The following is a 23814-nucleotide window of genomic DNA, read 5'->3' as shown; positions in this document are numbered from 1 at the left end:
CATTTTAGGAACTTGTCACAAGGGTAATAAAATCTTAACGAACACAAAAAATGCCCCGGAAATACTCCCGGGGCACCCATCTTATTCATTATGTACAACTTCAGCTGAAATTGTACCATTTATCATTCATCGTTGCGGTACACCTGTTTGCACTTTAAAGCATGAATAGCTTCCCATGATCGAAACCGTACATCCTAAGGCCTCGAGCTCAGAGATCGCTCCTGGGATGAGGACATCATCAAGGGACATTTCGATGTCGATGATGAAAAAGTAATTGCCCAATCCTGTTTTCATTGGTCTTGATTCAATCTTGGAAAGGTTAAGTTTCCTCCAGGAAAAAGCGGAAAGGACTTGGTGCAGCTGTCCTGAGTGGTCGGCAGGCAGCTGAATCATCAAGGTCGTTTTCTTGTCCCCTTCAACGGTCAAATGCCCTTCATAATCGACTTCACTGTTGGATACGACGATAAACTTGGTGTGATTATGTTCATAATCGTGAATATTTTGTTTTACAATCGTCAAACCGTACTCTTCCGCAGCCATATCATTTGCAATCGCAGCAATATTGATATCGGGATTCTCCATCACCATCTTCGCAGCGGCTGCAGTGGATGTGCCATACTCATATGGAATGCCCCTTAGCTCATTATGTAGAAATTTGCGGCATTGAGCTATGGCATGGGAATGCGAATAAACCATGTCAGGTTTGAATCCAGGATATGCATGATCCGGATGCACCATATAATGCTGTTGGATTGGAATCGTCACTTCGCCTTTTATCGGTAATGTGACTTCATGGACTAAGTAATCCATCGTTATATTTACCGAACCCTCCAAAGCATTCTCGATCGGCACGAGCGCGTGATTCACTTCCCCGTCCCGAACAGCATCAAGGCAGTCCGGAATCGTGTTCATCGGTATTTTTATATCATTAGGAAATAGTCGCGATACAGCTAAATCCGTGAATGTTGCTTTTGGTCCAAGAAATGCAATTTTTGACGTCATATTATAAACTCCTTCTCACGGAAAATCTACTGTTTATGTTATGCCATTTTCTGATTTTTTACAATACTTAATCGTTAATTTCCTCTTATAAATGAAAACAGCCTGTAGACAAACTCAATAATAATTGAGGATGTCTACAGGCTGTTTTAGATTTTTAAAATTTTACCGTTGATTGGAACGTAGGGCACTCGCTTTCCGCGGGCGGTCCGGGAGCCTCCTCGGCGCCATTGCGCCTGCGGGGTCTCCCTTGGACACGCTTTTCCCGCAGGAGTCTCGTACCTTCCGTTCCAATCAACTTGGTTTTAACATTACTATCATCCCCAACACTAATTCCTTTGGTCTACTGCCGCATGAAACGAATAGGCAAACTGTTCGTTCATCTCTTTATAACATAGTAGCAGCCACTCTCAGAATCGGTTGGAAAAGGTTTCGGAGTGAGACGATTCCGAAACCTTTTTGTCTACAAATAGACAGCCTGTACATTTGAAATGTACAGGCTGTTTTCAAGCGCCGTTACCAATGATTTCGACTTTTTCGACGAACTCCATTTTGCGCAGTTTAGTAAGCAGATCATCAATATCCATCGTCATCCCGCCCGTATTCAGGGATAGGGTGACATTTGCACGTCCCTGCAAAGGGATCGTTTGGTGGATGGTCATGATGTTGCAACCGGATGAGGCGACGAGCCGTAAGAGCTCCGATAGAGTACCAGAACGATCTTCGAGATAGAAGAACAGTGTAATCAGCTTTTCCTTAACAACTGTATGAAACGGAAAAACCGTGTCACGGTACTTGTAAAATGCACTCCTGCTTAGGTCCACTCGCTGTACCGCTTCCCAAACTGATTCTGCTTTTCCCCGTTCAATCATTTCTTTTGCATCCAGCGTTTTTTTCATCGCTTCGGGAAGGACATCCTCTCGAACGAGGAAAAATTTCTGATCGGCCTTATTCAAACTCCGCACGCCTCCTTTTGCCTGCCATCATGGTTTACAATCAATCAACAAATTCAAATTCATATTCAAGGATACGGACAATATCGCCATTTGTCGCACCTTTTTGGCGAAGGCCTTCGTCGACTCCGAATGAACGAAGCTGTCTGGCGAAACGACGTATGGACTCTTCACGGGTGAAGTCAGTCATTTTGAATAGACGCTCGACCTTGAATCCTGATACGGCAAAGCTGCCATCGGATTCGCGTTCAATGTTAAATTCATCAGACTGTGATGTATGTTTATATAGAACCCGATGGATTCCAGTATTCTCTTCTTCATGGTCAAGAGGGAACTCAGGCGTTTCTTCGATTTTATCAGCAATTGCATAAAGAAGCTCACGGAGCCCTTCACGGGTCACTGCAGAAACCGGGAAGACAGGATAGTCCTCTTCCAGCTTTTCCTTGAATGCCGCTAAATTATCTGCTGAGTCCGGCATATCCATTTTACTTGCTACAATGATTTGCGGACGTTCAGTCAAACGAAGGTTATACTCTTCCAACTCTTTATTGATTGTTTGGTAGTCTTCAAATGGATCACGGCCTTCAAGACCCGACATATCGATTACATGAATGATTACCCTCGTTCTTTCAATATGGCGCAGGAATTGATGTCCAAGGCCCACTCCTTCTGAAGCACCTTCAATCAGACCAGGTAAATCGGCCATGACAAAGCTACGGTGATCTTCCGTTTCCACCATTCCAAGGTTCGGTACGATCGTCGTAAAATGGTATTCGGCAATTTTAGGCCTTGCTGCGGACACGACGGAAAGCAAAGTGGATTTCCCTACACTCGGGAAACCAACCAAACCGACATCAGCCAACAGTTTCAATTCCATGATGATATCGCGTTCCTGGCCCGGTTCGCCGTTCTCAGCGATTTCAGGTGCAGGATTGGCAGGTGTGGCAAAGCGGGAATTTCCCCGGCCCCCGCGGCCACCCTTGGCGATGATGGCGCGCTGCCCGTGCTCAACTAAATCAGCAATGACTTCCTTCGTTTTATCATCAATGACAACCGTGCCTGGTGGAACCTTGATGACCATATCCTTTGCAGCCGCACCGTGCATGTTTTTGGACATGCCATGTTCTCCGCGAGGTGCCTTAAAGTGACGTTGATAACGGAAATCCATTAATGTACGCAAGCCCTCTTCCACTTCAAAAACGACATTGGCCCCATTACCGCCATCTCCGCCAGCAGGACCGCCTTTAGGTATGAATTTCTCACGACGATAAGCAACTATCCCGTTACCACCGTCTCCGCCTTTTACATAGACTTTCGTTTGATCGACAAACATGCTATCACTTCCTTGTTTTCTGCAAGTCATTTCTTGCTGTATACTTCTCTAAAAGTTAATATCCATCTTAAAAAATATTTCATCCTCATTACATTCAAGAATTTCAATCGATTGCTCGGCCGTCAATGAACTTTCCAAAAACTCGATCACTGGGGATTGATCAATGAACCTGCCTTGCATATGAAATGAACAGCGCATATCGCTCACTTCTTTTTTACACATGGAAACAGCCAGTATATTTTCAAAAAACGGATCCAGATTCTTATCCAGAATTTCAAAGAAATCGTTTGTCCAGCGATACATCAGCCCGTCCATCTCAGTTGAGCCTTCAAAAACATCAATGATTTCATATTCGCAATAAAAGGATCCATTATTCCAATTCGACGTCAACAGCATCTCGGTGAATTTAGGTAAATTCAAACTGGAAAGGCGTGCTTCATTCTGGGTTTCAACAATGATTTCATCAATTATGCCCTTGACACGGTCGATTCTGTTCAACTCCAGATTCCCTTTGATGATTTGAATTTTATTCAGCCAGTCATGCCTGGTTTGACGCAGAGTTTCAATAGTCGTCCAATTTTTATCCATTATTAACACCTTCAATTATGATAAAGAAACTTTTTTCGGCTCTATCATGTTGAATACTTCCATTTGTACAGTATATCAAAAAAACAACAAACAGGAAATGAAGCTTGATTCACATGCCTTCACATGAAAGCCCCCGTCCAAAAAATACAGCCGCACACCCTGAGTTCTTTGGACGATGGTAGAGCCATTTGAACTAAAAAAGAGAATGGGCCTTATTTATGCACCAATTGGAGATATTATAGTTGAATTGGAGTGTCTATTTGGTTTAACCAAATCGGATGGATGAGTATTCTTGGATTTCCCCCCTGAAAGTTTAAGAAAGCCCGCCTATTGGCGAGCCATTTGTAAGTCAGAGGTTGTTTTCCTTATACTAATGACTAAAGTCTCCTGCCAAATGCTGGTTCGTTCCTAATAGTATAAATAAAGGGCCGGACCCCTTCATCACTATATAACATACCATTATTAAAAATGACGCGGTATATAGTGTCTTGTAGAAGGAATCAGACCCTTTTGAGTCAGCCTCTGTTCAAAGATGCCAATTATGCTTCTTGTGCAACTGGATATACGCTTACTTTTTTACGGTCACGTCCGAAACGTTCGAATTTAACAACACCGTCTACTTTAGCGTATAGAGTATCGTCTCCACCACGGCCTACGTTCTCACCTGGATAGATTTTTGTTCCGCGTTGACGGTAAAGGATAGAACCACCAGAAACGAATTGACCATCTGCACGTTTAGCGCCAAGACGCTTAGATTGAGAGTCACGTCCGTTCTTTGTAGAACCTACTCCTTTTTTCGAAGCGAAGAACTGAAGATTTAATCTTAACATTTGTTCCACCTCCTATTGGTTGAGGATAATTTTCATGTATTTACCATAATCACGTTCGATGGTTTGCAGCGATATGAGCATGCCGTTCAAAAGCAGCTGAACCTTCCCTTCCGATTCCGGCGAAAGATTCCCCGGAATGACGCAGCGAAGATAGCCGCCTTCTCGCCCTTGCTCAATCTCAGGCTCTACGTCCGTTAAGGACATGATCGCATTGACTGCACCGAAGGAAACAGCCGATACACCTGCACAAACGATATCAGAACCTTTTTTAGCAAAATTAGCATGTCCGCTTAAGGTGAACGAAGCAATCCGTTCCTGCGGAGCATCAAATACAACTTTAATCATCTAGAATCAGCCCTTACGCGTTGATTGCTTCGATAACAACTTTTGTGTATGGTTGACGATGACCTTGTTTTTTACGATTGTTCTTCTTCGCTTTGTATTTGAAAACAGTGATTTTCTTTTGCTTACCTTGTTTTTCGACAGTACCTGTTACAGTAGCGCCTTCAACTAGTGGAGCACCAACTTTCACGTCTTCGCCACCTACGAATAAAACTTTGTCAAATGTAACAGTTTCGCCTGCTTCTGCGTTTAATTTTTCAATGTAAACCGCTTCGCCAGCTGCTACTTTAATTTGTTTACCGCCAGTTTCGATAATTGCGTACATACTTGCACCTCCTTAAATGTCTCAGACTCGCCAATCACAGGCGTTTTACCAGAAAGGCAAAAGCTTAAAACCTGTTGTTGAGCGGTTGTAGCACGGGTGCTACAAACATAACATTAAAATCCTAACATGAAACAGGAAAGGCTGTCAATATATTTATTAGAATTCCCGTTCTTCACCCGAAAGCCCGCCCGATTTCCTGAATGCTTCCGAAACGCTTGATGGAATAGGCATTCCTCGAACCTTGGATAAAAGATAGGAATATCTTTTTAGCGATCAATTCCTCCAGTGTCGGCCGATATGATTCTTTTTCGCCAAGCAGCACGTCCGCCACCGCTTTACTGACCTCCACCCAGACCGCTTCATCATCCGTCTTCCTGTGTTCCAGCAGTTCCCGTTCCAACCGGAAGGCCACCGTTTCCGGGCTCTCGATTTTACCGCTTCCACTGCACACGGGGCATTGTACCGACATCATTTCACTCAAAGACGGGGAGGTTCGCTTTCTCGTCATTTGTAAAATGCCCAATTCCGTAAAGCCGATGACCTGGATTCGCTTCTCATCCCTCACCGCTTCCTTTTTGACGATATCGATGATTTCCTGCTCATGCCGTGAATTGTCCATATTGATGAAATCTATCAAGATGATTCCGCTGATATTCCTCAATCTCAGTTGACGGGCGACTTCTTTTGCCGCAGCCTGATTAACCGCAAACAATGTTGCTTCCTTCTCCACCTTGCCGGTGAACTTACCTGAATTGACATCGATTACGGTGAAAGCCTCCGTTTCTTCAAAAATTAAATAACCGCCATTCTCAAGCCAAACGATTTTCTTGGCCATTTTCTCAACTTGCGCTTCGACATTCCATTCGGAAAAAATATTCTTTGGACCAGATACATGGGATATTTCCCATTCCTTATGGTTTTCCAGTATCCACTTTTTCAGCTCCCGATAAGCCTCGAAATCATCGATGGCTAGTTCCCCTGTCGCCGTTCCCGACATTTCAGAAATGATCATGTCAAGGTATGCGTCCCTCTCATAGAGTATGGACGGGGCCTTAAGGGACGCAGCCTTAACTTCAAGCCCTTTATAGTGCTCCCGCAATCCAGCTAACCTGTCAAGGAATACCGATTCACTTTCGTTCTCCATCGAGGTGCGGACAATCAATCCCTCATCAGGATTTTTATACTGCAAGGCCGTTTCCCGCCACTGCTTTTGAAGATCCTCGTTTTTGAATTTCTTTGAAACACCAACATAATCTATTCCATGTATGTATACGAGGGACTCTGTTGAAAACTCGATCAGACCAGTCAATTTAGCTCCTTTGGTGCCCGATTCATCCCGAGTCACCTGAACTAGCAGCTTTTCTCCCTGATGGACAAATTGACCGACAGATGCTTTCCCATCACTTTTTTTTGTCAGCTGGAAAGAGGGAATCTCGTCACGGTGTAAAAAACCATTCTTCTCTGCACCATAATCAACGAAGACGGCGTCCATTCCCGGTAAAACCTTCGTCACTTTCCCAAGATAAATATTGCCGACCGTACTGCGCTTTTGTGGCGGCATGATTTCAAGTTTACGTAGAACACCATTCTCTAGTACGGCCACTCTTTTTTCGCGTGAAGCTAGGTTCGCGATCATTTTTTTCATCAAAAAAAATCCTCTCCTCAATTTGAAGAAAGGATAACATATTTAATAAGAATATAATAGGTCGCCGATCTTCCCGTTTGTCATTTTCTCGGAAAAATAGGCGTGAAGGATTTCCGTTTCATCCAACGAGCCGCTCTCTTTCCCGTTTTTCATGATGATGACGGGGTGTTTACAACCGCGTTGAAACAGTTCCAGCACTTTATAAATCGGTTCTTGTGAATCCACAGAGATCGGCTTCAGTTTCGCCAAATCATTCGTATGCCCGTAATGGCGCTGCAAAAGGAAGCGGATGAAAGCATAATACCTCTGCCGCCATTCCATGACGAGTGAGAGACTTATGAAAAAGATGATGAGCCAGATGTTCAAATTGAGCGGATCCAGAATGATCCAGGTCAAAAAAGCCAGGACAGCGAATACAGCAGAAAAGTGAAGTGTATGTTTCTGCGCTTCCAGAAAGGTGCAGTATAGGGATACACAGATGAATAGCAGACGTCCCCCGTCCAAGGGCCAAATTGGCAGCAGATTAAAAATCAGCAGCATAAGATTCATATACAAAAAGGGCTGATACAGCTCATATGGGATGATAGAAAAGAAATAGAGCAAAAAAGCTGCACCAATGAGCCAAACATGTTGAAGCGGACCGGCAAGCACCACCGCCAAATCCTCCTTCAAACTCTTATTCCCGTACTCCTCAGTCTCGACAGCCCCGCCAAAAGGAAGCAGCTGGATTGACTTTATCCGCCATTTGAAATGCTGGGCACAGATAGCATGCCCCATTTCATGAATGAAGACGATGAGCAACAGCATCATCATCTCAACGAAATGGGCAGTGAGGATGGCGATGCCAATGACAAACCACAATGTCGGATGCACCCTGATTTTAAACAGTAATTTCCCATATTCACTCAAAGGAAATCACCTTTTTAGGATCGACGAAAGCATCATTTTCTTTTATCGCCAAATAAAATCTGCCCTTGGATCCATCTTCACTTAGTGTTACCTGTCCGACTTCATTGCCCTTTTTAACGAACTCATACAATTTCACATCAATTCCTTCCAGCTGCCCATACCAGGATTCACTTTTATTGGCATGCTGAATGACGACCGTCTTTCCAATCCCCTCCTTTTCACCGGCAAAAATGACTACCCCTTCATTGACGGCCTCGACCTTTGAGCCTTTGCTCGTTTCCAATATGATTCCCTCACCGTTCGTCTCGAAGTTTTGGGTAATTTTCGCAGAGGCTGGCATTGCATATTCCTCATTCGAATCAACAGTTTCCTTATCGGCTTCATTCGGTAAAAATGCGATCGGTTTACCAAACGCACTTTCATACCAGTTGGAGATTGAAGCGAACTGAAATTCCTTGTTCATGTTCTCCGTGACAAAGCTTCTGGCAGGGTCCAGCCGCACAGAAGGGTGTTTGAACATCACAGCGATAATCAGGAACAGGCATACACTGGCAAGGATTTTAAAGAAAAAATGTTCTTTTTTGAAGAGCGGATGATCTTTCTCGGAATACCCGTTATATGAATCAATCCCATATGGTTCCTCATTGTTGATCTCCGTCCAACTGCTGCCACCTGCCGGTTTATCATTGAACTTGCGTCTCTTGGCGATACGATTTCGGATATCTTTCCTGCGATCATCCATTCCAGATTTCCCCCCTGCTCATGTCAAAGCGCTATATTACAGCGTATGAGCAACTTGTCCAGACTATGACGGAGAAAAGATTTTCTTTCTGCACATCCCTGAAAAAAATTTTTTCAATGAAAAATCATCCGGAAACTTATGAATTTCCAAGGGGATTCGGGTAATCGATTCAGAAAATCGAATAATTGAGATTGATATTGTTCCCCGAAATTTGTTATAATAAAGTGGTTTTAACATTATTGAGGGGGAACAATTTTTTATGTCAATCGAAATAGGCAGCAAAGTACAAGGTAAAGTAACAGGTATCACTAATTTTGGAGCATTCGTAGAATTACCAGGAGGCTCAACAGGTCTTGTGCATATCAGTGAGGTAGCAGATAGCTATGTAAAAGACGTAAATGACCATCTTAAAGTAGGCGACCAAATTGAAGTAAAAGTGATTAGTGAGAAAGACGGAAAAACTGCCTTGTCCATCAAAAAGGCTATAGATAGACCCGAAGGGCAAACCTCTTCTTATACCAAACGCCCACCACGCCAAGGGGATAGCCGTTCTAAAGATTTTCGTTCAAAAAGCAATTTTCAACCAAAGGAAAATTTCGAAGATAAAATGTTACGCTTTTTAAAGACTAGTGAAGAAAATTTATCGACTCTTAAACGCAGCACCGAATCGAAACGCGGCGGCAGAGGCGGAAGACGCGGATAACCCGCGCTGCATTTTTAGCATATAGATCAGGCAAGCCAGCATATGGCTTGCCTTTTTTATTTTGCAAGAAGCATAAAAAAAAAGCGAGGGCATCAAATGCTCCCGCTTCCTGACATAAGAATATGGATTTACCGCACGCTAAAGAATTTTTTCAATTTGGACATGAAGCCCTTTGGTTCACTGCCAATTGGAGTCAAGGGCACAGATTCACCAAGGATCCTTCTGGCAATGTTCCGATAAGCAAGCGAAACTCTATTGTCCGGATTATAGGCAATGGGTTCCTTTTTATTCGCTGCGACAATGACTTGGTCATCATCAGGAATGACGCCGATCAAATCAATCTTCAGAAAATCGGCAACTCCATCGATATCCATTTCCTCATCCTCATGTAGCAAATGGCCGCGTATCCGGTTGATGATCAATTGAGGCGGTTCAATATGCTCTTCTTTTTCAAGCAAGCCAATAATACGGTCTGCATCCCTGACAGCCGGTCTCTCTGCAGTCGTAACGATGATTGCCTTATCCGCCCCAGCTATGGCATTCCTGAAGCCCTGTTCAATGCCTGCAGGGCAATCGATGATGACATAATCATAGTCAGGCTTCATATCGCTTATGAGTTTCCTCATCTGCTCTTCATTCACCACTGTTTTATCACTATTTTGCGGAGCCGGAAGCAAATAAAGCAAATCCTCGAAATGTTTATCCTTAATGAGCGCCTGGTGAATCTTACAGCGCCCTTCGACTACATCGACCAAATCATAGATGATGCGATTTTCCAAGCCCATGATCACATCCAAATTCCGAAGACCAATATCCGTATCAATCAAGCAAACCTTCTTGCCTAGAAGAGCTAAAGATGTTCCTAAATTGGCGGAGGTGGTCGTTTTCCCGACACCACCCTTACCGGATGTTATAACTATTGCCTCTCCCACGATTAGAGACCCCCTTCTAATCTATTTAAATTAGGTCTATATTTCTTTAAGACTTGCAGTTTTTCTATAATGATATTTTCTTCTTCATCCATGAAGGCACATTCCAAGTCATGTCCCCATTTCGTATATTGATCAGGAGATAAATTCACTTGTCCGGCAATGCGCAGCTGGGCAGGCTTCATGACAGAGGCAGCTATTATGGCCTCATTATTTCCTTTATAACCGGCATGAGCTATTCCCTTCAGCTGTCCCATGATATATATGTTGCCGCCCGCACGAACCGTTCCGTCGGGATTGACATCCCCAATTAAAAGTAAGTCTCCGGGAACTTCAAAAACCTGTCCCGACCTTATCACCTTGGTTACGGTCGTCACTTGGTTTTCATCTTTCCATCGTTTCGCTTCATCTTTCGTCAGGACATTCGAAATCATCTCATCCACGAAAAGCTTCTTCTTTTTATGGATGACCTCTTTAATCTGTTCTTCTTGTTGTTCATCAAGATAGCGGTTCCCTGTATGTACTTTTACGGAAATGGACGGGTCATTTTCTTGAAACTGATAGTTCGCCGAAAGCTTCACTTCTAACTCTTTCAATAATTCGGGAAATGAGCAAGAATCATCGAGATGAAGCATAAACCCGTCTTTTGTTCCCTTAATCATGACATTTTGCTGAATTCTTTTATTCATGACGTTTGTTTCACCTCAATGAAATATAATTCGACATAGGAAAACAAATTTCCTTTTTCTACGTACACGGAAAAGAGAAAATACATTTCCCACCTGCTTCTTAAGACACAGGAACGTTATTCCGTTTCTCCTTGCAAATCAAGCTTTTCAATCATTCTCTTTAAAGGATAGCAACTGATGATAATGAATGCTAGATTCAATAATAAGGTAGGAATCAATCTCCGTTCCGCAAATTCACCAAATCCCATATCTGCAAAAGATAGGATGATATTCATCTGAAAGATGACAACCTCTAAAACTGCCGTGAATAAAAGCGCAGTAAGGCAGGCAACCAATATGTTATTTTGCAGGATTTTCATGCTTTTCGATATCAGATAGGCAAGAAAAGGCAGCAGGAACATGTAAATCCCCAGGATTTCCGTATATACAACATCATAAGTCAACCCTAGAATCGCCCCATAAAGCATACCCATTTTCCTGGATCCGTACATGGTCAGGAAAAAAACGAAAATCATCATGAAATGGGGCACGAGTATTTTATCGGACCCGAATGCATCACCAGCGAACATTTGGGCGAAGATGCTTTCAAAAACAAAAAAAACCAAGGCTATAAAAGAAAGGATGAAATATCTCACTCAGCTTCATCCTCCCCTTCACTTTCTTTCGGTACACCGTCCACTTCACGCTGAACGACCATAACATTATTAATATCATAAAAATCAGTCGATGGTTCAATATATGCGGTCTGGTTCAAACCATATTGATCCACTTTGACATCGACAACTTTCCCGATCAGCAGACCTTTCGGAAAGATCCCTCCATAACCGGATGTGATGACCAATGAATTTTTCTTGATCTTTTTATCATATGGAATCCGTTTCATCAGCAAAAGGTTCTTCTTATCATCGAATCCTTCAATCAAGCCATAAGCTTTATCATCACCTTGAACGATGGCTGAGACACGGTTGGCTTTATCGATCGAACTTAAAAGTTGAACCGAGGCCGTGAAATCCGTCGCTGATTTCACCTTACCGACTAACCCATTGGACGTGATGACTGCCATGTTTTTTTCTACCCCATTACGTTTCCCTTTATTGATCGTCAGCATTTCATGCCAGCGGTCAGGATTACGTCCAATGACCGTCGCCTGAGTGGGCGAATACTTCCGCAGGTCATCTTCTTTTTTGAGGTTATCGCGAAGTTCTTCATTTTCTTCCTTTAAATCTTGAACTTGGGTTTTCAATAATACATATTCATCCAAGCGGGCTTTCAATTTTTTGTTTTCATCGTATGTATGTTGAAGGTCTTTTAAGCCCCCTACAAAACCTGTTATACCCGATACTGGCTTATTAAACACATTTCCTACCCAGCCTGTCGTATCTTTCAGGAATTGCTCCGGCCAAGTTAACTCTTCTCTCTCCCTTAATGAAAAACCGATCAATGCCACGAGAACGATAATACTAACGAGCAAGAGAAGGAGCTTTTTATTAAAAAACTGTGGCATGGTATTACACCTCTATCTAAAATTTACTCTATGATTTTAAAATTACACTATTGATTTAATTAAACAGCAAAACATAAGAAAAACCGGCTCAAAATTGCACCTTTTGTTGAGCCGGCCCTATTTGAGAAGTGATGCTTATCGCGAATCTCTTGATTTAGTCTTGAATAAATGAATGTGGTCCAGCGCTTTTCCCGTTCCGATTGCAACACAATCAAGCGGATTTTCAGCGATGATAACCGGCATTTGCGTTTCTTCACTGATGACTTTATCCAAATTGCGCAGCAAAGCACCCCCGCCTGTCAATACAATGCCTCTGTCCATAATGTCAGCAGCTAATTCAGGTGGTGTTTTCTCTAAAGTGTTTTTCACGGAATCCACAATTGCGGAAACTGTGTCGCTTAATGCTTTGGATATTTCCTCAGCTGTGATTTCGATCGTTTTCGGTAATCCAGTCAATAGGTCACGGCCGCGAATTTCCATGTTTTCTACGCCTTCCGTGTCTCCAGCAGAACCAATTTCCATTTTGATCGCTTCAGCAGTACGTTCACCGATCATCAAATTGTAGTTCTTACGGATGTAAACGATAATGGCATCATCCATTTCGTCACCGGCAATACGGATAGATTGGCTTGTAACGATTCCGCCAAGGGAAATGATTGCCACTTCCGTCGTTCCTCCACCGATATCAACGACCATGCTTCCTGTAGGCTCCCAAACCGGAAGGTCCGCACCGATCGCTGCTGCAAACGGTTCTTCGATAGGATATGCGTCACGGGCTCCAGCTTGTCTAGCTGCATCGATGACTGCACGCTGCTCAACCGCCGTAATTCCAGAAGGCACACAAATCATGACATATGGCTTGTTGCCGAATACGCCCTTCTTTTGAGCTTCCTTCATATAGTACTTCATCATGGTAGCCGTCGTTTCATAATCGGCAATTACTCCATCCTTCATCGGGCGAAGGGCAACCACGTTACCAGGTGTACGGCCGATCATGTTTTTCGCATCGTTTCCGACTGCAACGATTTGCTTTGTATCTGTTTGCACAGCTACAACCGATGGTTCACGTACCGCGATACCTTTTCCTTTCACATAAACAAGCGTATTCGCCGTTCCTAAATCAATCCCTATATCTCTAGCGCCAATTCCAAACATTATGGTATCTCCCTTTCGTAAACAAAAATGCCTTTTTATAAGTTCAAATAATAATTTGTCGTTTTTTGACAATAAGACTCTTTGAAAAAGTTTCCTCTTTTAAAAATCATAAACAATATTATATCGTATCGTCAAAAATTTTGATAGTGTCATAAATAACCTTTTTCCTTCAAACTAACATATTTATGTTCCCCGATAATGATGTGGTCCAATACTTCAATCCCGATTATTTTACCACATTCGACTAACCTTTTCGTTACTTCAATATCTTCTCTGCTGGGAGAGGGGTCTCCGGAGGGGTGGTTATGAAGACAGATGATAGAGGCAGCGGACCTTTTGAAAGCCTCTTTAAAGACCTCGCGCGGATGCACGATCGAGGCATTGAGGCTGCCGATGAATACCGTAGTTTTTTGAAGCACTTGATTTTTCGTATTTAAATAGAGACAGACGAAATGTTCCTGTGATAAAAACCGCATTTCTTCCATGCAATAATTGGCTCCATCCTCAGGAGATCGAATCACATAACGGTCTTGATCATTCAAATTGTTAATTCTCCTGCCAAGTTCGACAGAGGCCAGGATTTGAATCGCTTTTGCTTCACCAATCCCTTTGATCACGGTCAGTTCTTCCACAGATGCTTCTTTTAGCAAGCGCAGGCCCTTAAAGGAATTGATGAGCCTGCCGGATAGTTGCAGGACTGATTCTTCCCTTGACCCCGTCCTGAGTAGCAAAGCAAGCAATTCCTGATTGGAGAGACTTTGCGGCCCGTCCTGCAGAAACCTTTCGCGCGGCCGCTCTTCTTTCGGGTAATCCCGTATTAGCATTTTTTCGCTCAAAAAATCAACCCTTCCTTAGACCAGACGAAATCAAATTAACTTATCCCAACTCTTCCTGCATCGCTTTAAGTTCCCGGGCCAGCCTTGAGACCGGAAGCCCGACGACTGAGAAATAGTCCCCTTTGATTTGTTCGACAAGTAGAGATCCGTATCCTTGAATCCCATAGCCGCCAGCTTTGTCAAAGGGTTCCCCGCTATCCAGATAACGTTCGATTTCAGAATCTGGCAGCTCCCAAAATGTCACTTCCGTTTTTTCTGCGAATACTCTGCGATGCTTGCCGAATAGGATGGCGACACCTGTGTATACTTCATGTGTCCGTCCCGATAACATTTCCAGCATTCTTTTTCCATCCGCCCGGCTTGTCGGCTTGCCCAAAATCTCACCATCAAGGACAACAACGGTATCCGAGCCGATCACCCAGCTTTCCTGAAATTTTGCTGCGATGGCTTCCGCTTTACGGGAGGCCAGTTCTTTCACCGCTGCATCAGGACACATGTTTTCATCAATACTTTCATCGACATTGGAATTCATGCTTTCAAAGGGGATTTGAAGAAATTGTAGAAGTTCTTTACGACGTGGTGATGAAGAAGCTAAAATCAATGGCTGCATAATATAAAAGTCACCTTTCTTTACATAGGGAGATACAATATCTATCCTATCAAATTATGGTGCAATCCACAATTATTGTTTACTAAGAATCGACAAATGCCTGTAAGTATTTCCCGGAAAATAAAAAAGGTGTCACAGATGATTTCATATTGGGGAGCTTGTCCCATTAGGCAGCCCCCCTTTTTTTCTTAACTTAACTCGATATGTTTTGGAAATTCAATAAAAAATCAAGCAGACTTTCTTGAGCCTGGAATAGTTTTTCTTCATTTTTGGAAGTCCCATATTCGTCAATCGACTTTGCGGCAGCAGTCAGGTCATCGTTCATTTTCGAAAACTCCGGCGATAATTTCACCGCCTTCAGTTCATCCATGTTTTTTTTCAGGGTTTCTTCGTTTACCGTCCCTTCCTTTCCACGAAGCTTTGTTGCGGATGTTTCTGCCAACGAAGCATATACCGCCTTCATCTTATCGAGGGTTTTCTCATCTTCCTGGCTTGTCCCAGCCGCTTCAAAATTGATTTCCTTCCAATATACGTCCACATCATAGGACTTCAAGAACAAGGCCAGTTCCTTACTTGCAGCTAGACTCTCTGCCGATCCCAAGAATAGATAATAGCTGTCTTCCATTTTGAAAATTTCAGCAGGAACCTGCTTTTCAATGATATTCTTTTGTATTTGCCTTGCTGCATCCTCGCTGCTGAACACCCCTCCCTGTACAAGGTATGTCTTCAGCTGGTTTCCTGGTTCAGTCACTGCCGCTTTTTTATCCTCAACAGTAGCTTCCGTTGGAATCGGGGCTTCGACCGAAGATACTTCTGCTTTTTCCTTTGTAATCGTTTTAACGGCGATCAAGCCGAGAATCGACCCAAAAAAAACGGCACAAATGACAGCGATCAAGAATGTCTTGATTGGTCTATTATCCGAGCTTTTCAGCGAACTGGTGCCAAAACCGATGAACTTCGGCATTTTCTTCTTTGGCGGTGAGGGGACCAATACGATTTTGTTTTCATTTGAATCCTCAGGGAGTATCCATTCGAAACTCTCATCTGTGTGTTCCTGTTCCTGCTCCTTACTCGCAGCCTCTTGACTTTCAATCTTTTTATCTGGAAATACTTTTTCTTCCCCATTTATTTTAATCGTTACACCCTTGCTTTGTTCCGGCTTGCCCAATTTTTTTCCTCCCCTCCAGATCATTTTTTTCATCCTAACATAGAGGTAAAAAAAAATAACAAGACTTTTGTCGTCTTGTTATTAATAGGTTTCGTCAAATTTCCCTATTCATATATGGGTAACCAAACGGGTTTTCCAGGTACTGGTACTTCTGGTTCATGAACCATTCAATATCGCCTCTCACCAATTACATACATTCCTTTTTCAAGTCATCTTCACTTGCAGCGATTTGGGGATAGTTCCCTACTTCGCTATTGTTCAGGTGATTTTTGACAAATTCCTCTTGCAATAAAGATGGCCCTTTAAGCTCATCTTAAAAAAGTTACATACCAATGTAAAAGGGCATCGCCCCAAAAATAAGCAGTCAATGTCCCAAAAACGATATACGGTCCGAAAGGAATAAGCGTTTTCTTTTTTAGGATTCCGGTCAGCAATCCGATGATGCCAAGGAATGCCCCATAAAAGGACGCAAAAAGAAACGATAATAGCACCATCTTCATTCCCAATACAAAGCCAATCACTGCAAATAGCTTGATATCACCGCCACCCATGCCACCCTTACTCACGACAGCGATCAATAACAGCAGGCTAAAGCCAACCGCTGCCCCGACAATTGAATCCCACCAGGGCGACAGCGGAAATGAGACTCTTAGAACGATAAAAATCACCGTAAAGAAAAGCAGTATTTTATCAGGTATGAGCATATAGGCAACATCAGTCACGAAGATGATCATAAATAATGAAATCAATGTCCAGCCAATCAAGAGTTCGTTCGACCAGCCAAGGAATATGGGAGCAGAGGTAAACAAAACACCGGTCAGCATTTCCACTGCCGGATAAAGGGGTGAAATCCTTGTTTTACAGCCACGGCATTTCCCTTCTTGCAACATATAAGAAATTACCGGTATCAACTCGATGAATGTCAATGTACGCCCGCAAGAAGGGCAGGCGGAGCGACGATACGCAAATGATTGACTGGCTGGAACACTTAAACCGACAACGTTGAAGAATGAGCCTAAAATCAAGCCCAAAACGAAGAGATAGATATGGATAACCATCATTTATACAAAGTGCATGAGGATTCGATTGCCTCTCTTTGAAACCCTACTATAAAAGTCCCTTCCGCTATGTAATAATCACTTCGGTTCTTCATGATTATCATTCCTCCCGTTATTTAATGAAGTAGATCCTACTATTCATCAGTCATATGGAAACAATATATAAACATATTTTAACAAATATACTTGGTGATTTGTTATCAATCACTCTATTAGAGTTTTTTCTTTTCAAGAGACTCTGTTAACAAGAGAAAAGGACCTTTGAAAAGATCCTTTTCCCAGACTGCAGACAAACTCGATGAAAATATAGATAGTACCCTTTTGCCTAAATTGTTTTTAAATAGAATTAATAAAGCTTTAGGTGATGAGGATGCTTTCTAAATATGATTCTATTCAGTGTGATCAACTATAAATGATTACTTTAGTTCAACTGGTGCCCACGAACCATTTGGTTCGTAAAATTGAGGCTGCCATTGACTTCACTTTCAAATGCCTCATTTCTCAACCTTCGGGAAAGATAATTAGTTCGCCGGTAAAGGCACATCCCTTTAGGTATCTTCTCTGTTTAGGAACTCCCTTACAAGCGAAAGGAAATGAAGGGACCCTGTGATGACAAGGATCTCTTTTTCCCCTGTTTTCCTTCTGCCTTCCGTTATTGCCGCCTGCCAATCCCTGTTTATACTTTTATTTGGATGACTGCACTTTTCATAAAGCGTTTTCGCATCCGCCGCCCGTTCATGGTCGAATTCGGTAATGATGATTTCCATCGCTTCCGTTTCCAGTCCATGAAGCATCTCGGAATAATTTTTATCTTTAAATGAACTGAATACAAATCGGTACTTATAGTCGGGGTAATGCACTTTTAGCGTGTCCTTCAGTACGTCGATGCCAGCAGGATTATGTGCACCATCAATGATCACCAAAGGCTCATCCGATATTTTTTCAAAGCGGCCATCCCATTTCGCTTCCCCTATTCCTTTAAGTACGCTTTTTTCATCGATATTTTCCATTCCTAATGTGACAGCAGCAATGGCCAGTGCCGCATTCTCCATTTGATGACGCCCTAACATCCGCATTTCCACATTTTCGATGGACCTGTCTGCAAGCGAAAATGAGAAACTTTGCCCTCGTTCACTTTGCTTTATTTTGCCTACATGAAAGTCTTTGCCTAATTGGTAATAAGGTACGCCTAATGACGACGCTTTTTCTTCAATTACTTTTGCCGGTTCCCTGGCTGTGACTCCGCTGATGATCGGTGCCCCGCTTTTAATGATGCCCGCCTTCTCAAAAGCAATTTCCCCAAGTGTGTTTCCCAGGATGTTCGTATGTTCCAAAGAAATCGAGGTAATGATCGAAAGGAACGGCTGGATGACATTCGTTGTATCGAGCCTGCCTCCCAAACCGGTTTCCATCAAAACCAAATCCACTTCCTTTTTGCTAAAATAAGAGAATGCCATCGCAGTCAAAATTTCGAACTGAGTGGGACCATTCCCCTTACTGTCCATCTCTTGGATGATCGGCCAAAGCTCCCGGAAGACAGCGATAAAATCCTTATCACTGATTTCATCCTCATTTATCTTCAGCTGCTCATTCATCCGTATTAAGTAAGGCGAAGTGAAGGAAGCGACCCGAGTGCCTTGGGCAAGCAGGATTTCTTTAATATATTGCAGTGTTGATCCTTTCCCGTTGGATCCTGCAATGTGAATATACTTTAGCGCCTTGTGGGGGTCACCTAATTCAGTTAGCAATGTTTCCATCCGTGATAGGCCGAAATTCATGCCCAATTGAACTTGGCGCCGTTCAAAAAAATGATTGATTTCTTTTATGGTTGTAACCATTATCGTTGAGCCTCCTCTTTCTTTATACCGCTCTTATGCGTTAAGATTATTTTATCAATATATGAACGATTAACCTAGATGAAAGGTAGTGTTTTACCATGAAACCTTCAGATTTCCACTGTTGGATTGTCGTTAATGGCTATTTACAGCATGATAAGTTTTCCAGTTTGGCTTTGTTCATTAAAGAGGCGGCTGAAAGGAAAGGTATCATGGCAGCCCTTATCCGCAATTCAGATCTCATTCCGATTATCGAAAAAGGAGTGCCACTGCTTAAAGGAGCCTTGGATAGGCTGCCTGATTTTGTCCTGTTCATGGATAAGGACATTCATTTGGCGCGCCATTTGGAATTGCTCGGCATCCCCGTATATAACAGCAGTACAGCAATCGATATTTGCGACAGCAAAGCAAAAACACATCAAGCATTGACGGGGCATGGCATACCGATGCCAAAAACCATATTTCCCCCTTTTACGTACGAAGGGATTGAGAGGGTCAATATGGATGCTTTCATACAAATCGGCATTGAACTTGGGTATCCCCTTGTCGTTAAGGAAGCATACGGTTCTTTTGGGGAGCAAGTATATTTAATCCAAACAGAGGATGAGTTACTAAAGACGATCCGTAATCTTGGCCACAAACCATTTATACTCCAGGAATTCATCGAGCACAGTAAAGGTCGGGATATTCGAGTGAATGTCGTGGGCAATCAAGTCATAGCAGCAATGCAACGCCATTCCGAGCAGGACTTCAGAGCTAATATGACTGCCGGGGGGAAGGCTGCATCCTATATACCCACCAGTGAAGAAGCACAACTTGCCATCCGATGTGCACAAATTCTGGGTGCTGACTTCGCTGGCGTCGATTTGTTGTTCGGTGAAGAAGGTCCGCTTTTGTGCGAAGTGAATTCGAATTCGCATTTACTGAATATTTATGAATGTACAGGCATCAACATCGCTGATAGCATGTTCGATTATATCTTGAAAGAATTAGGAAAAGGAAGTGCATCTGATGAAAAAACAAGCAGGCTGGTTGATTTATAACCGTGAGGATGCCTTGAAAAATAAGGGATACATAGATTGGATGCTTGAAGAAGCAAGTAAGCTTGATCTTGACTTACACTTTCACTTTCGGGAAGACATTAGGATCGGTCATCGTTTCAACGAGTTGTACGTGGAACATGGGACACAGCCAATTTCATTGCCGGACTTTGCTATCGTCCGGACCATCGACCCTTTTTTCACTAAGCAACTTGAGCAACTGGGGATCGCTTGCTTTAACTCCTCCTTCGTATCGGAAATCGCGAACGACAAAGCAAAGACGCATCAATATTTGTCCTCGCTCGGGATTCCAATGGCCGATACCGTATATTGTAACGGAAGGCCGAGTGCCGATGACATGGAGTTCCCTTTCATCGCTAAAGAAACACGTGGCCGCGGCGGGAAACAAGTATATTTAATCGAGCATGCCGATGATCTTGCCGAACTGAATGATGGAAACTGGATAGTCCAAAAACCTGGCTTGTTCGGAAGGGATATCCGCGTCTTTGTGGTTGGGAAAAAAGTGAAGGCTGCTGTACTTAGGGAATCCGCTTCCAGTTTCAAGGCAAATTATACGCTGGGCGGATCGGCTTCTCTATATGAGCTGACTGCTTCTGAATTAGCCCTTGTTGAAAGAGTTATGAGGTCGTTTGATTTTGGCCTGGTCGGTATCGATTTCATATTTGCGGAAGATGGCAACCTCATGCTCAACGAAATCGAGGATGTCGTCGGCAGCCGGACATTAAGTGCACTAAGTGATATGAATATCGTGCAAGAGTACCTTACATTCATAAAAGAAAGAATATCGTCCTAACGGAATATTTTTCTTAAATAGCGTTTAAACACAAAAAGGATGAACCGGCTTCAAGCTGGTTCATCCTTTTGTTTTACAGTTGTTTCAATTCGCTGATCCTGTGGATTACAGAGTCGCGTTTTTCGCTATAGTCTTTTTCCTTGGCACGTTCTTCTTCGATGACGCTTGCCGGCGCCTTTTTAACGAAGCCCTCGTTGCCCAATTTTTTCTGTACGCGCTCAACTTCTTTATTAAGTTTGTCGAGTTCTTTTTCAAGACGTTTCACTTCTTCATCAATATTGATCAGTCCTGTAAGCGGAAGGATCAGCTCTACGCCAGTTACGACAGCTGTCATGGCTTGAGCAGGTTCTTCGACTTCGATTCCGATCGTCAATTGTTCAGGATTACAGAAACGCTCGATATAGCTGCTGTTTTTCTGTAATGTCCCTAAGATGGACTCATCTTTCGCTTTTAAGATCAAATTGATTTTTTTGCTTAGCGGTGTGTTCACCTCAGCACGGATATTACGGACAGAGCGGATGATTTCAACCAGCAGCTTCATTTCCTCGGCTGCAGCTGTATCCGTCAACCCTTCATTCACTTCCGGCCAAGCGGCAACAGTGATGGACTCACCTTGATGCGGTAGGTTCTGCCAGATTTCTTCGGTGATGAATGGCATGAACGGGTGTAGCAATCTCATCGTGTTATCCAGTACATAAGCCAAGATCGAGCGCGTCGTTTTCTTAGCTGCTTCGTCTTCGCCATATAGCGGAAGCTTCGCCATTTCAATATACCAGTCACAGAAATCATCCCAAATGAAGTTGTAAAGCACACGGCCCACTTCACCAAACTCATAACGGTCCGCAAGTCTGGTTACGTTTGAGATCGTTTCATTCAAACGCGTCAAGATCCATTTATCGGCTACGGACTTCTCACCGCTTAAATCGATTTCGTCATATGTCATGCCATTCATGTTCATCAGGGCAAAACGGGATGCGTTCCAAATCTTATTGGAGAAGTTCCAAACCGCTTCCACTTTTTCCGTGCTATAACGAAGGTCCTGGCCTGGCGAGCTGCCCGTGGATAAGAAGTAGCGCAGGGAATCGGCACCGTATTGATCGATTACATCCATCGGATCGACACCATTGCCAAGCGATTTACTCATCTTGCGCCCCTGTTCGTCACGAACAAGTCCGTGGATCAGCACATCTTCAAATGGACGTTCGCCCGTGAACTCAAGCGCTTGGAAAATCATCCGAGATACCCAGAAGAAAATGATATCATAGCCTGTCACAAGTGCCCCGGTTGGATAGTAGCGTTGGAAATCGACACTGTCCTTGTCAGGCCAGCCCATAGTCGAGAACGGCCATAATGCCGAGCTGAACCATGTATCCAGAACATCTGTATCTTGTTCCCAGTTTTCAGCGTCCGCAGGCTCTTCGTGACCTACATACACTTCACCTGTTTCTTTATGGTACCATGCAGGAATGCGGTGACCCCACCAAAGCTGACGGGAAATGCACCAGTCGCGGATATTTTCCATCCAATGCAGGTACGTTTTTTCGAAACGGTCCGGTACGAAATGAACTTTTTCCTCATCGGTTCCTTTTTGAAGTTCAACGGATGCATCTGCCAACGGCTGCATTTTAACGAACCATTGAGTCGAAAGATATGGTTCAACAACAGCCCCGCTTCTCTCTGAATGGCCTACTGAGTGAAGGTGATCTTCGATTTTGAAAAGTACTCCTTCTTCCTGAAGGTCCTTAACGATTTGTTTCCGGCATTCAAAACGGTCCATGCCTTCATATTTACCAGCCTTTTCATTCATCGAGCCATCTTCATGCATGACAAGGATACGCTCCAAATCGTGACGGTTCCCGATTTCAAAGTCATTCGGATCATGAGCCGGAGTAATTTTGACCGCGCCTGAACCGAATTCCATATCGACATAATCATCACCGACAATCGGGATTTCCCGGCCTGTAATTGGCAAGCGGACCATTTTGCCGATCAAGTGTTTATAACGGTCATCTTCAGGGTGTACAGCAACAGCAGTATCGCCAAGCATCGTTTCTGGACGGGTGGTGGCAATTTCAATTTCACCTGATCCGTCAACCAAAGGATATTTCATATGGTAAAATGCGCCCTGCACATCTTTGTAAATAACCTCGATATCGGATAACGCCGTTTTCGTTGATGGATCCCAGTTGATGATATATTCGCCGCGATAAATCAAGCCCTTGTTATAAAGCGAAACGAACACTTCGCGTACAGCTTTTGAAAGCCCTTCATCAAGAGTGAAGCGTTCACGTGTATAATCAAGTCCAAGACCGAGCTTTGACCATTGTTCACGGATATGGCTCGCATACTCCTCTTTCCATTTCCATGTCTCTTCGACGAATTTTTCACGTCCAAGGTCATAACGGCTCACACCTTCAGCACGAAGTTTCTGTTCTACTTTCGCTTGTGTGGCGATACCGGCATGGTCCATGCCCGGTAACCATAAAACATCATAGCCTTGCATCCTCTTCATGCGAGTCAATATATCTTGAAGCGTCGTATCCCAAGCGTGGCCAAGATGAAGCTTACCTGTCACGTTAGGCGGCGGGATGACAATCGTATATGGTTCTTTTTTATCGTCACCTGTCGTTTCGAAAAACTTTCCATCAAGCCACCATTTGTAGCGGCCTTTCTCTATCGTCTGCGGATCATATTTAGTCGGCATAGAAATTTGGTTCTCTTCCATATCATTTCCTCCTTTTTGGGCATAAAAAAACTTCCATCATCACAAAAGGACGAAGGAAGTTGTTCGCGGTGCCACCTTTTTT

24 protein-coding genes and 2 other annotated features (1 of these 26 cut by a window edge) are annotated in these 23814 nt (G+C 43.4%); of the genes, 3 read left to right on the top strand and 21 right to left on the bottom strand.

Annotated elements, in window-relative coordinates:
- Positions 1-126: 126 nt before the first annotated feature.
- From pheA to BW986_RS02930, 10 genes are all read right to left on the bottom strand, one after another.
- Positions 127-1002 (bottom strand): prephenate dehydratase, encoded by an 876-nt coding sequence (gene pheA / locus BW986_RS02975; RefSeq protein ID WP_076364970.1) that lies wholly within the window; start codon positions 1000-1002, stop codon positions 127-129.
- Between the two features lie 503 nt (positions 1003-1505).
- Positions 1506-1955 carry an ACT domain-containing protein gene (locus tag BW986_RS02970; RefSeq protein ID WP_076364968.1) on the bottom strand — a complete coding sequence of 150 codons (450 nt, stop codon included), beginning with the start codon at positions 1953-1955 and terminating at the stop codon, positions 1506-1508.
- A 40-nt stretch (positions 1956-1995) separates the two neighbouring features.
- The gene (gene obgE / locus BW986_RS02965) at positions 1996-3285 is read right to left on the bottom strand and encodes a GTPase ObgE (RefSeq protein WP_076364966.1); all 1290 of its coding nucleotides are present in this window, start codon (positions 3283-3285) and stop codon (positions 1996-1998) included.
- Between the two features lie 48 nt (positions 3286-3333).
- Positions 3334-3873 (bottom strand): Spo0B domain-containing protein, encoded by a 540-nt coding sequence (locus BW986_RS02960; RefSeq protein WP_076364964.1) that lies wholly within the window; start codon positions 3871-3873, stop codon positions 3334-3336.
- Positions 3874-4412: 539 nt separating this feature from the next.
- On the bottom strand, positions 4413-4703 hold the full coding sequence (rpmA, locus tag BW986_RS02955) for a 50S ribosomal protein L27 (RefSeq protein ID WP_034308845.1): 291 nt from the start codon (positions 4701-4703) through the stop codon (positions 4413-4415).
- Between the two features lie 12 nt (positions 4704-4715).
- Positions 4716-5048 carry a ribosomal-processing cysteine protease Prp gene (locus BW986_RS02950; protein ID WP_076364962.1) on the bottom strand — a complete coding sequence of 111 codons (333 nt, stop codon included), beginning with the start codon at positions 5046-5048 and terminating at the stop codon, positions 4716-4718.
- A 13-nt stretch (positions 5049-5061) separates the two neighbouring features.
- Positions 5062-5370, bottom strand: a complete 309-nt coding sequence (rplU, locus tag BW986_RS02945; RefSeq protein ID WP_034308849.1) for a 50S ribosomal protein L21 — start codon at positions 5368-5370, stop codon at positions 5062-5064.
- 13 nt (positions 5371-5383) lie between these two features.
- Positions 5384-5467, bottom strand: a sequence feature (ribosomal protein L21 leader region).
- 75 nt (positions 5468-5542) lie between these two features.
- Positions 5543-7015: an Rne/Rng family ribonuclease gene (locus BW986_RS02940; protein ID WP_260320752.1), complete on the bottom strand. Its 1473-nt coding sequence runs from the start codon at positions 7013-7015 to the stop codon at positions 5543-5545.
- A 42-nt stretch (positions 7016-7057) separates the two neighbouring features.
- Positions 7058-7924: a M50 family metallopeptidase gene (locus tag BW986_RS02935; RefSeq protein WP_076364959.1), complete on the bottom strand. Its 867-nt coding sequence runs from the start codon at positions 7922-7924 to the stop codon at positions 7058-7060.
- Positions 7917-8666, bottom strand: coding sequence for a M23 family metallopeptidase (locus BW986_RS02930; RefSeq protein WP_076364958.1), 750 nt, complete (start codon positions 8664-8666; stop codon positions 7917-7919). The genes BW986_RS02935 and BW986_RS02930 overlap by 8 nt, the downstream gene beginning before the upstream one ends.
- 259 nt (positions 8667-8925) lie before the next feature.
- Here BW986_RS02930 and BW986_RS02925 point away from each other — a divergent pair, with 259 nt between their 5' ends.
- The gene (locus BW986_RS02925; protein ID WP_076364957.1) at positions 8926-9369 is read left to right on the top strand and encodes a S1 domain-containing RNA-binding protein; all 444 of its coding nucleotides are present in this window, start codon (positions 8926-8928) and stop codon (positions 9367-9369) included.
- A 128-nt stretch (positions 9370-9497) separates the two neighbouring features.
- On the opposite strand, the gene minD is transcribed toward BW986_RS02925, so the two are convergent.
- The 10 genes from minD to BW986_RS02875 form a co-directional block, all read right to left on the bottom strand.
- Positions 9498-10301, bottom strand: a complete 804-nt coding sequence (minD, locus tag BW986_RS02920; RefSeq protein WP_034308862.1) for a septum site-determining protein MinD — start codon at positions 10299-10301, stop codon at positions 9498-9500.
- A gap of 2 nt (positions 10302-10303) precedes the next feature.
- On the bottom strand, positions 10304-10987 hold the full coding sequence (minC, locus tag BW986_RS02915) for a septum site-determining protein MinC (protein ID WP_076364956.1): 684 nt from the start codon (positions 10985-10987) through the stop codon (positions 10304-10306).
- 116 nt (positions 10988-11103) lie between these two features.
- On the bottom strand, positions 11104-11622 hold the full coding sequence (mreD, locus tag BW986_RS02910; RefSeq protein WP_076364955.1) for a rod shape-determining protein MreD: 519 nt from the start codon (positions 11620-11622) through the stop codon (positions 11104-11106).
- The gene (gene mreC, locus BW986_RS02905) at positions 11619-12491 is read right to left on the bottom strand and encodes a rod shape-determining protein MreC (RefSeq protein ID WP_034308869.1); all 873 of its coding nucleotides are present in this window, start codon (positions 12489-12491) and stop codon (positions 11619-11621) included. Before mreC ends, mreD begins: the two co-directional genes overlap by 4 nt.
- A gap of 135 nt (positions 12492-12626) precedes the next feature.
- Positions 12627-13646, bottom strand: a complete 1020-nt coding sequence (locus BW986_RS02900) for a rod shape-determining protein (protein ID WP_034308871.1) — start codon at positions 13644-13646, stop codon at positions 12627-12629.
- A gap of 149 nt (positions 13647-13795) precedes the next feature.
- Positions 13796-14470: a RadC family protein gene (gene radC / locus BW986_RS02895; protein WP_053537324.1), complete on the bottom strand. Its 675-nt coding sequence runs from the start codon at positions 14468-14470 to the stop codon at positions 13796-13798.
- Positions 14471-14522: 52 nt separating this feature from the next.
- Positions 14523-15092, bottom strand: a complete 570-nt coding sequence (locus tag BW986_RS02890) for a Maf family protein (protein WP_076364953.1) — start codon at positions 15090-15092, stop codon at positions 14523-14525.
- Positions 15093-15285: 193 nt separating this feature from the next.
- Positions 15286-16260 carry a hypothetical protein gene (locus BW986_RS02885; RefSeq protein ID WP_142244518.1) on the bottom strand — a complete coding sequence of 325 codons (975 nt, stop codon included), beginning with the start codon at positions 16258-16260 and terminating at the stop codon, positions 15286-15288.
- A 308-nt stretch (positions 16261-16568) separates the two neighbouring features.
- Positions 16569-17321 carry a prepilin peptidase gene (locus BW986_RS02880; RefSeq protein ID WP_076364949.1) on the bottom strand — a complete coding sequence of 251 codons (753 nt, stop codon included), beginning with the start codon at positions 17319-17321 and terminating at the stop codon, positions 16569-16571.
- A gap of 545 nt (positions 17322-17866) precedes the next feature.
- A complete protein-coding gene (locus BW986_RS02875) occupies positions 17867-19156 on the bottom strand; it encodes a bifunctional folylpolyglutamate synthase/dihydrofolate synthase (RefSeq protein WP_076364947.1) in 1290 nt (429 codons plus the stop codon).
- 98 nt (positions 19157-19254) lie between these two features.
- Between BW986_RS02875 and BW986_RS02870 the strand changes: the two genes are divergently transcribed.
- A complete protein-coding gene (locus BW986_RS02870) occupies positions 19255-20196 on the top strand; it encodes an ATP-grasp domain-containing protein (RefSeq protein WP_076364945.1) in 942 nt (313 codons plus the stop codon).
- Positions 20165-21007, top strand: coding sequence for an ATP-grasp domain-containing protein (locus BW986_RS02865; protein WP_076364943.1), 843 nt, complete (start codon positions 20165-20167; stop codon positions 21005-21007). Before BW986_RS02870 ends, BW986_RS02865 begins: the two co-directional genes overlap by 32 nt.
- Positions 21008-21080: 73 nt before the next feature.
- Here the strand turns inward: BW986_RS02865 and BW986_RS02860 are convergent, their stop codons facing one another.
- Positions 21081-23732, bottom strand: a complete 2652-nt coding sequence (locus BW986_RS02860; RefSeq protein WP_076364941.1) for a valine--tRNA ligase — start codon at positions 23730-23732, stop codon at positions 21081-21083.
- Positions 23733-23774: 42 nt separating this feature from the next.
- Positions 23775-23814 (bottom strand) — a binding site (T-box leader) (it continues 189 nt past the right edge of the window).

The organism is Peribacillus simplex (assembly GCF_900156045.1).
In the GTDB taxonomy this organism is placed as follows: Bacteria; Bacillota; Bacilli; order Bacillales; family DSM-1321; genus Peribacillus; species Peribacillus simplex_D.
Note: the sequence above shows the minus strand (reverse complement) of the source record. Positions and strands in the feature narration are given on the sequence as shown.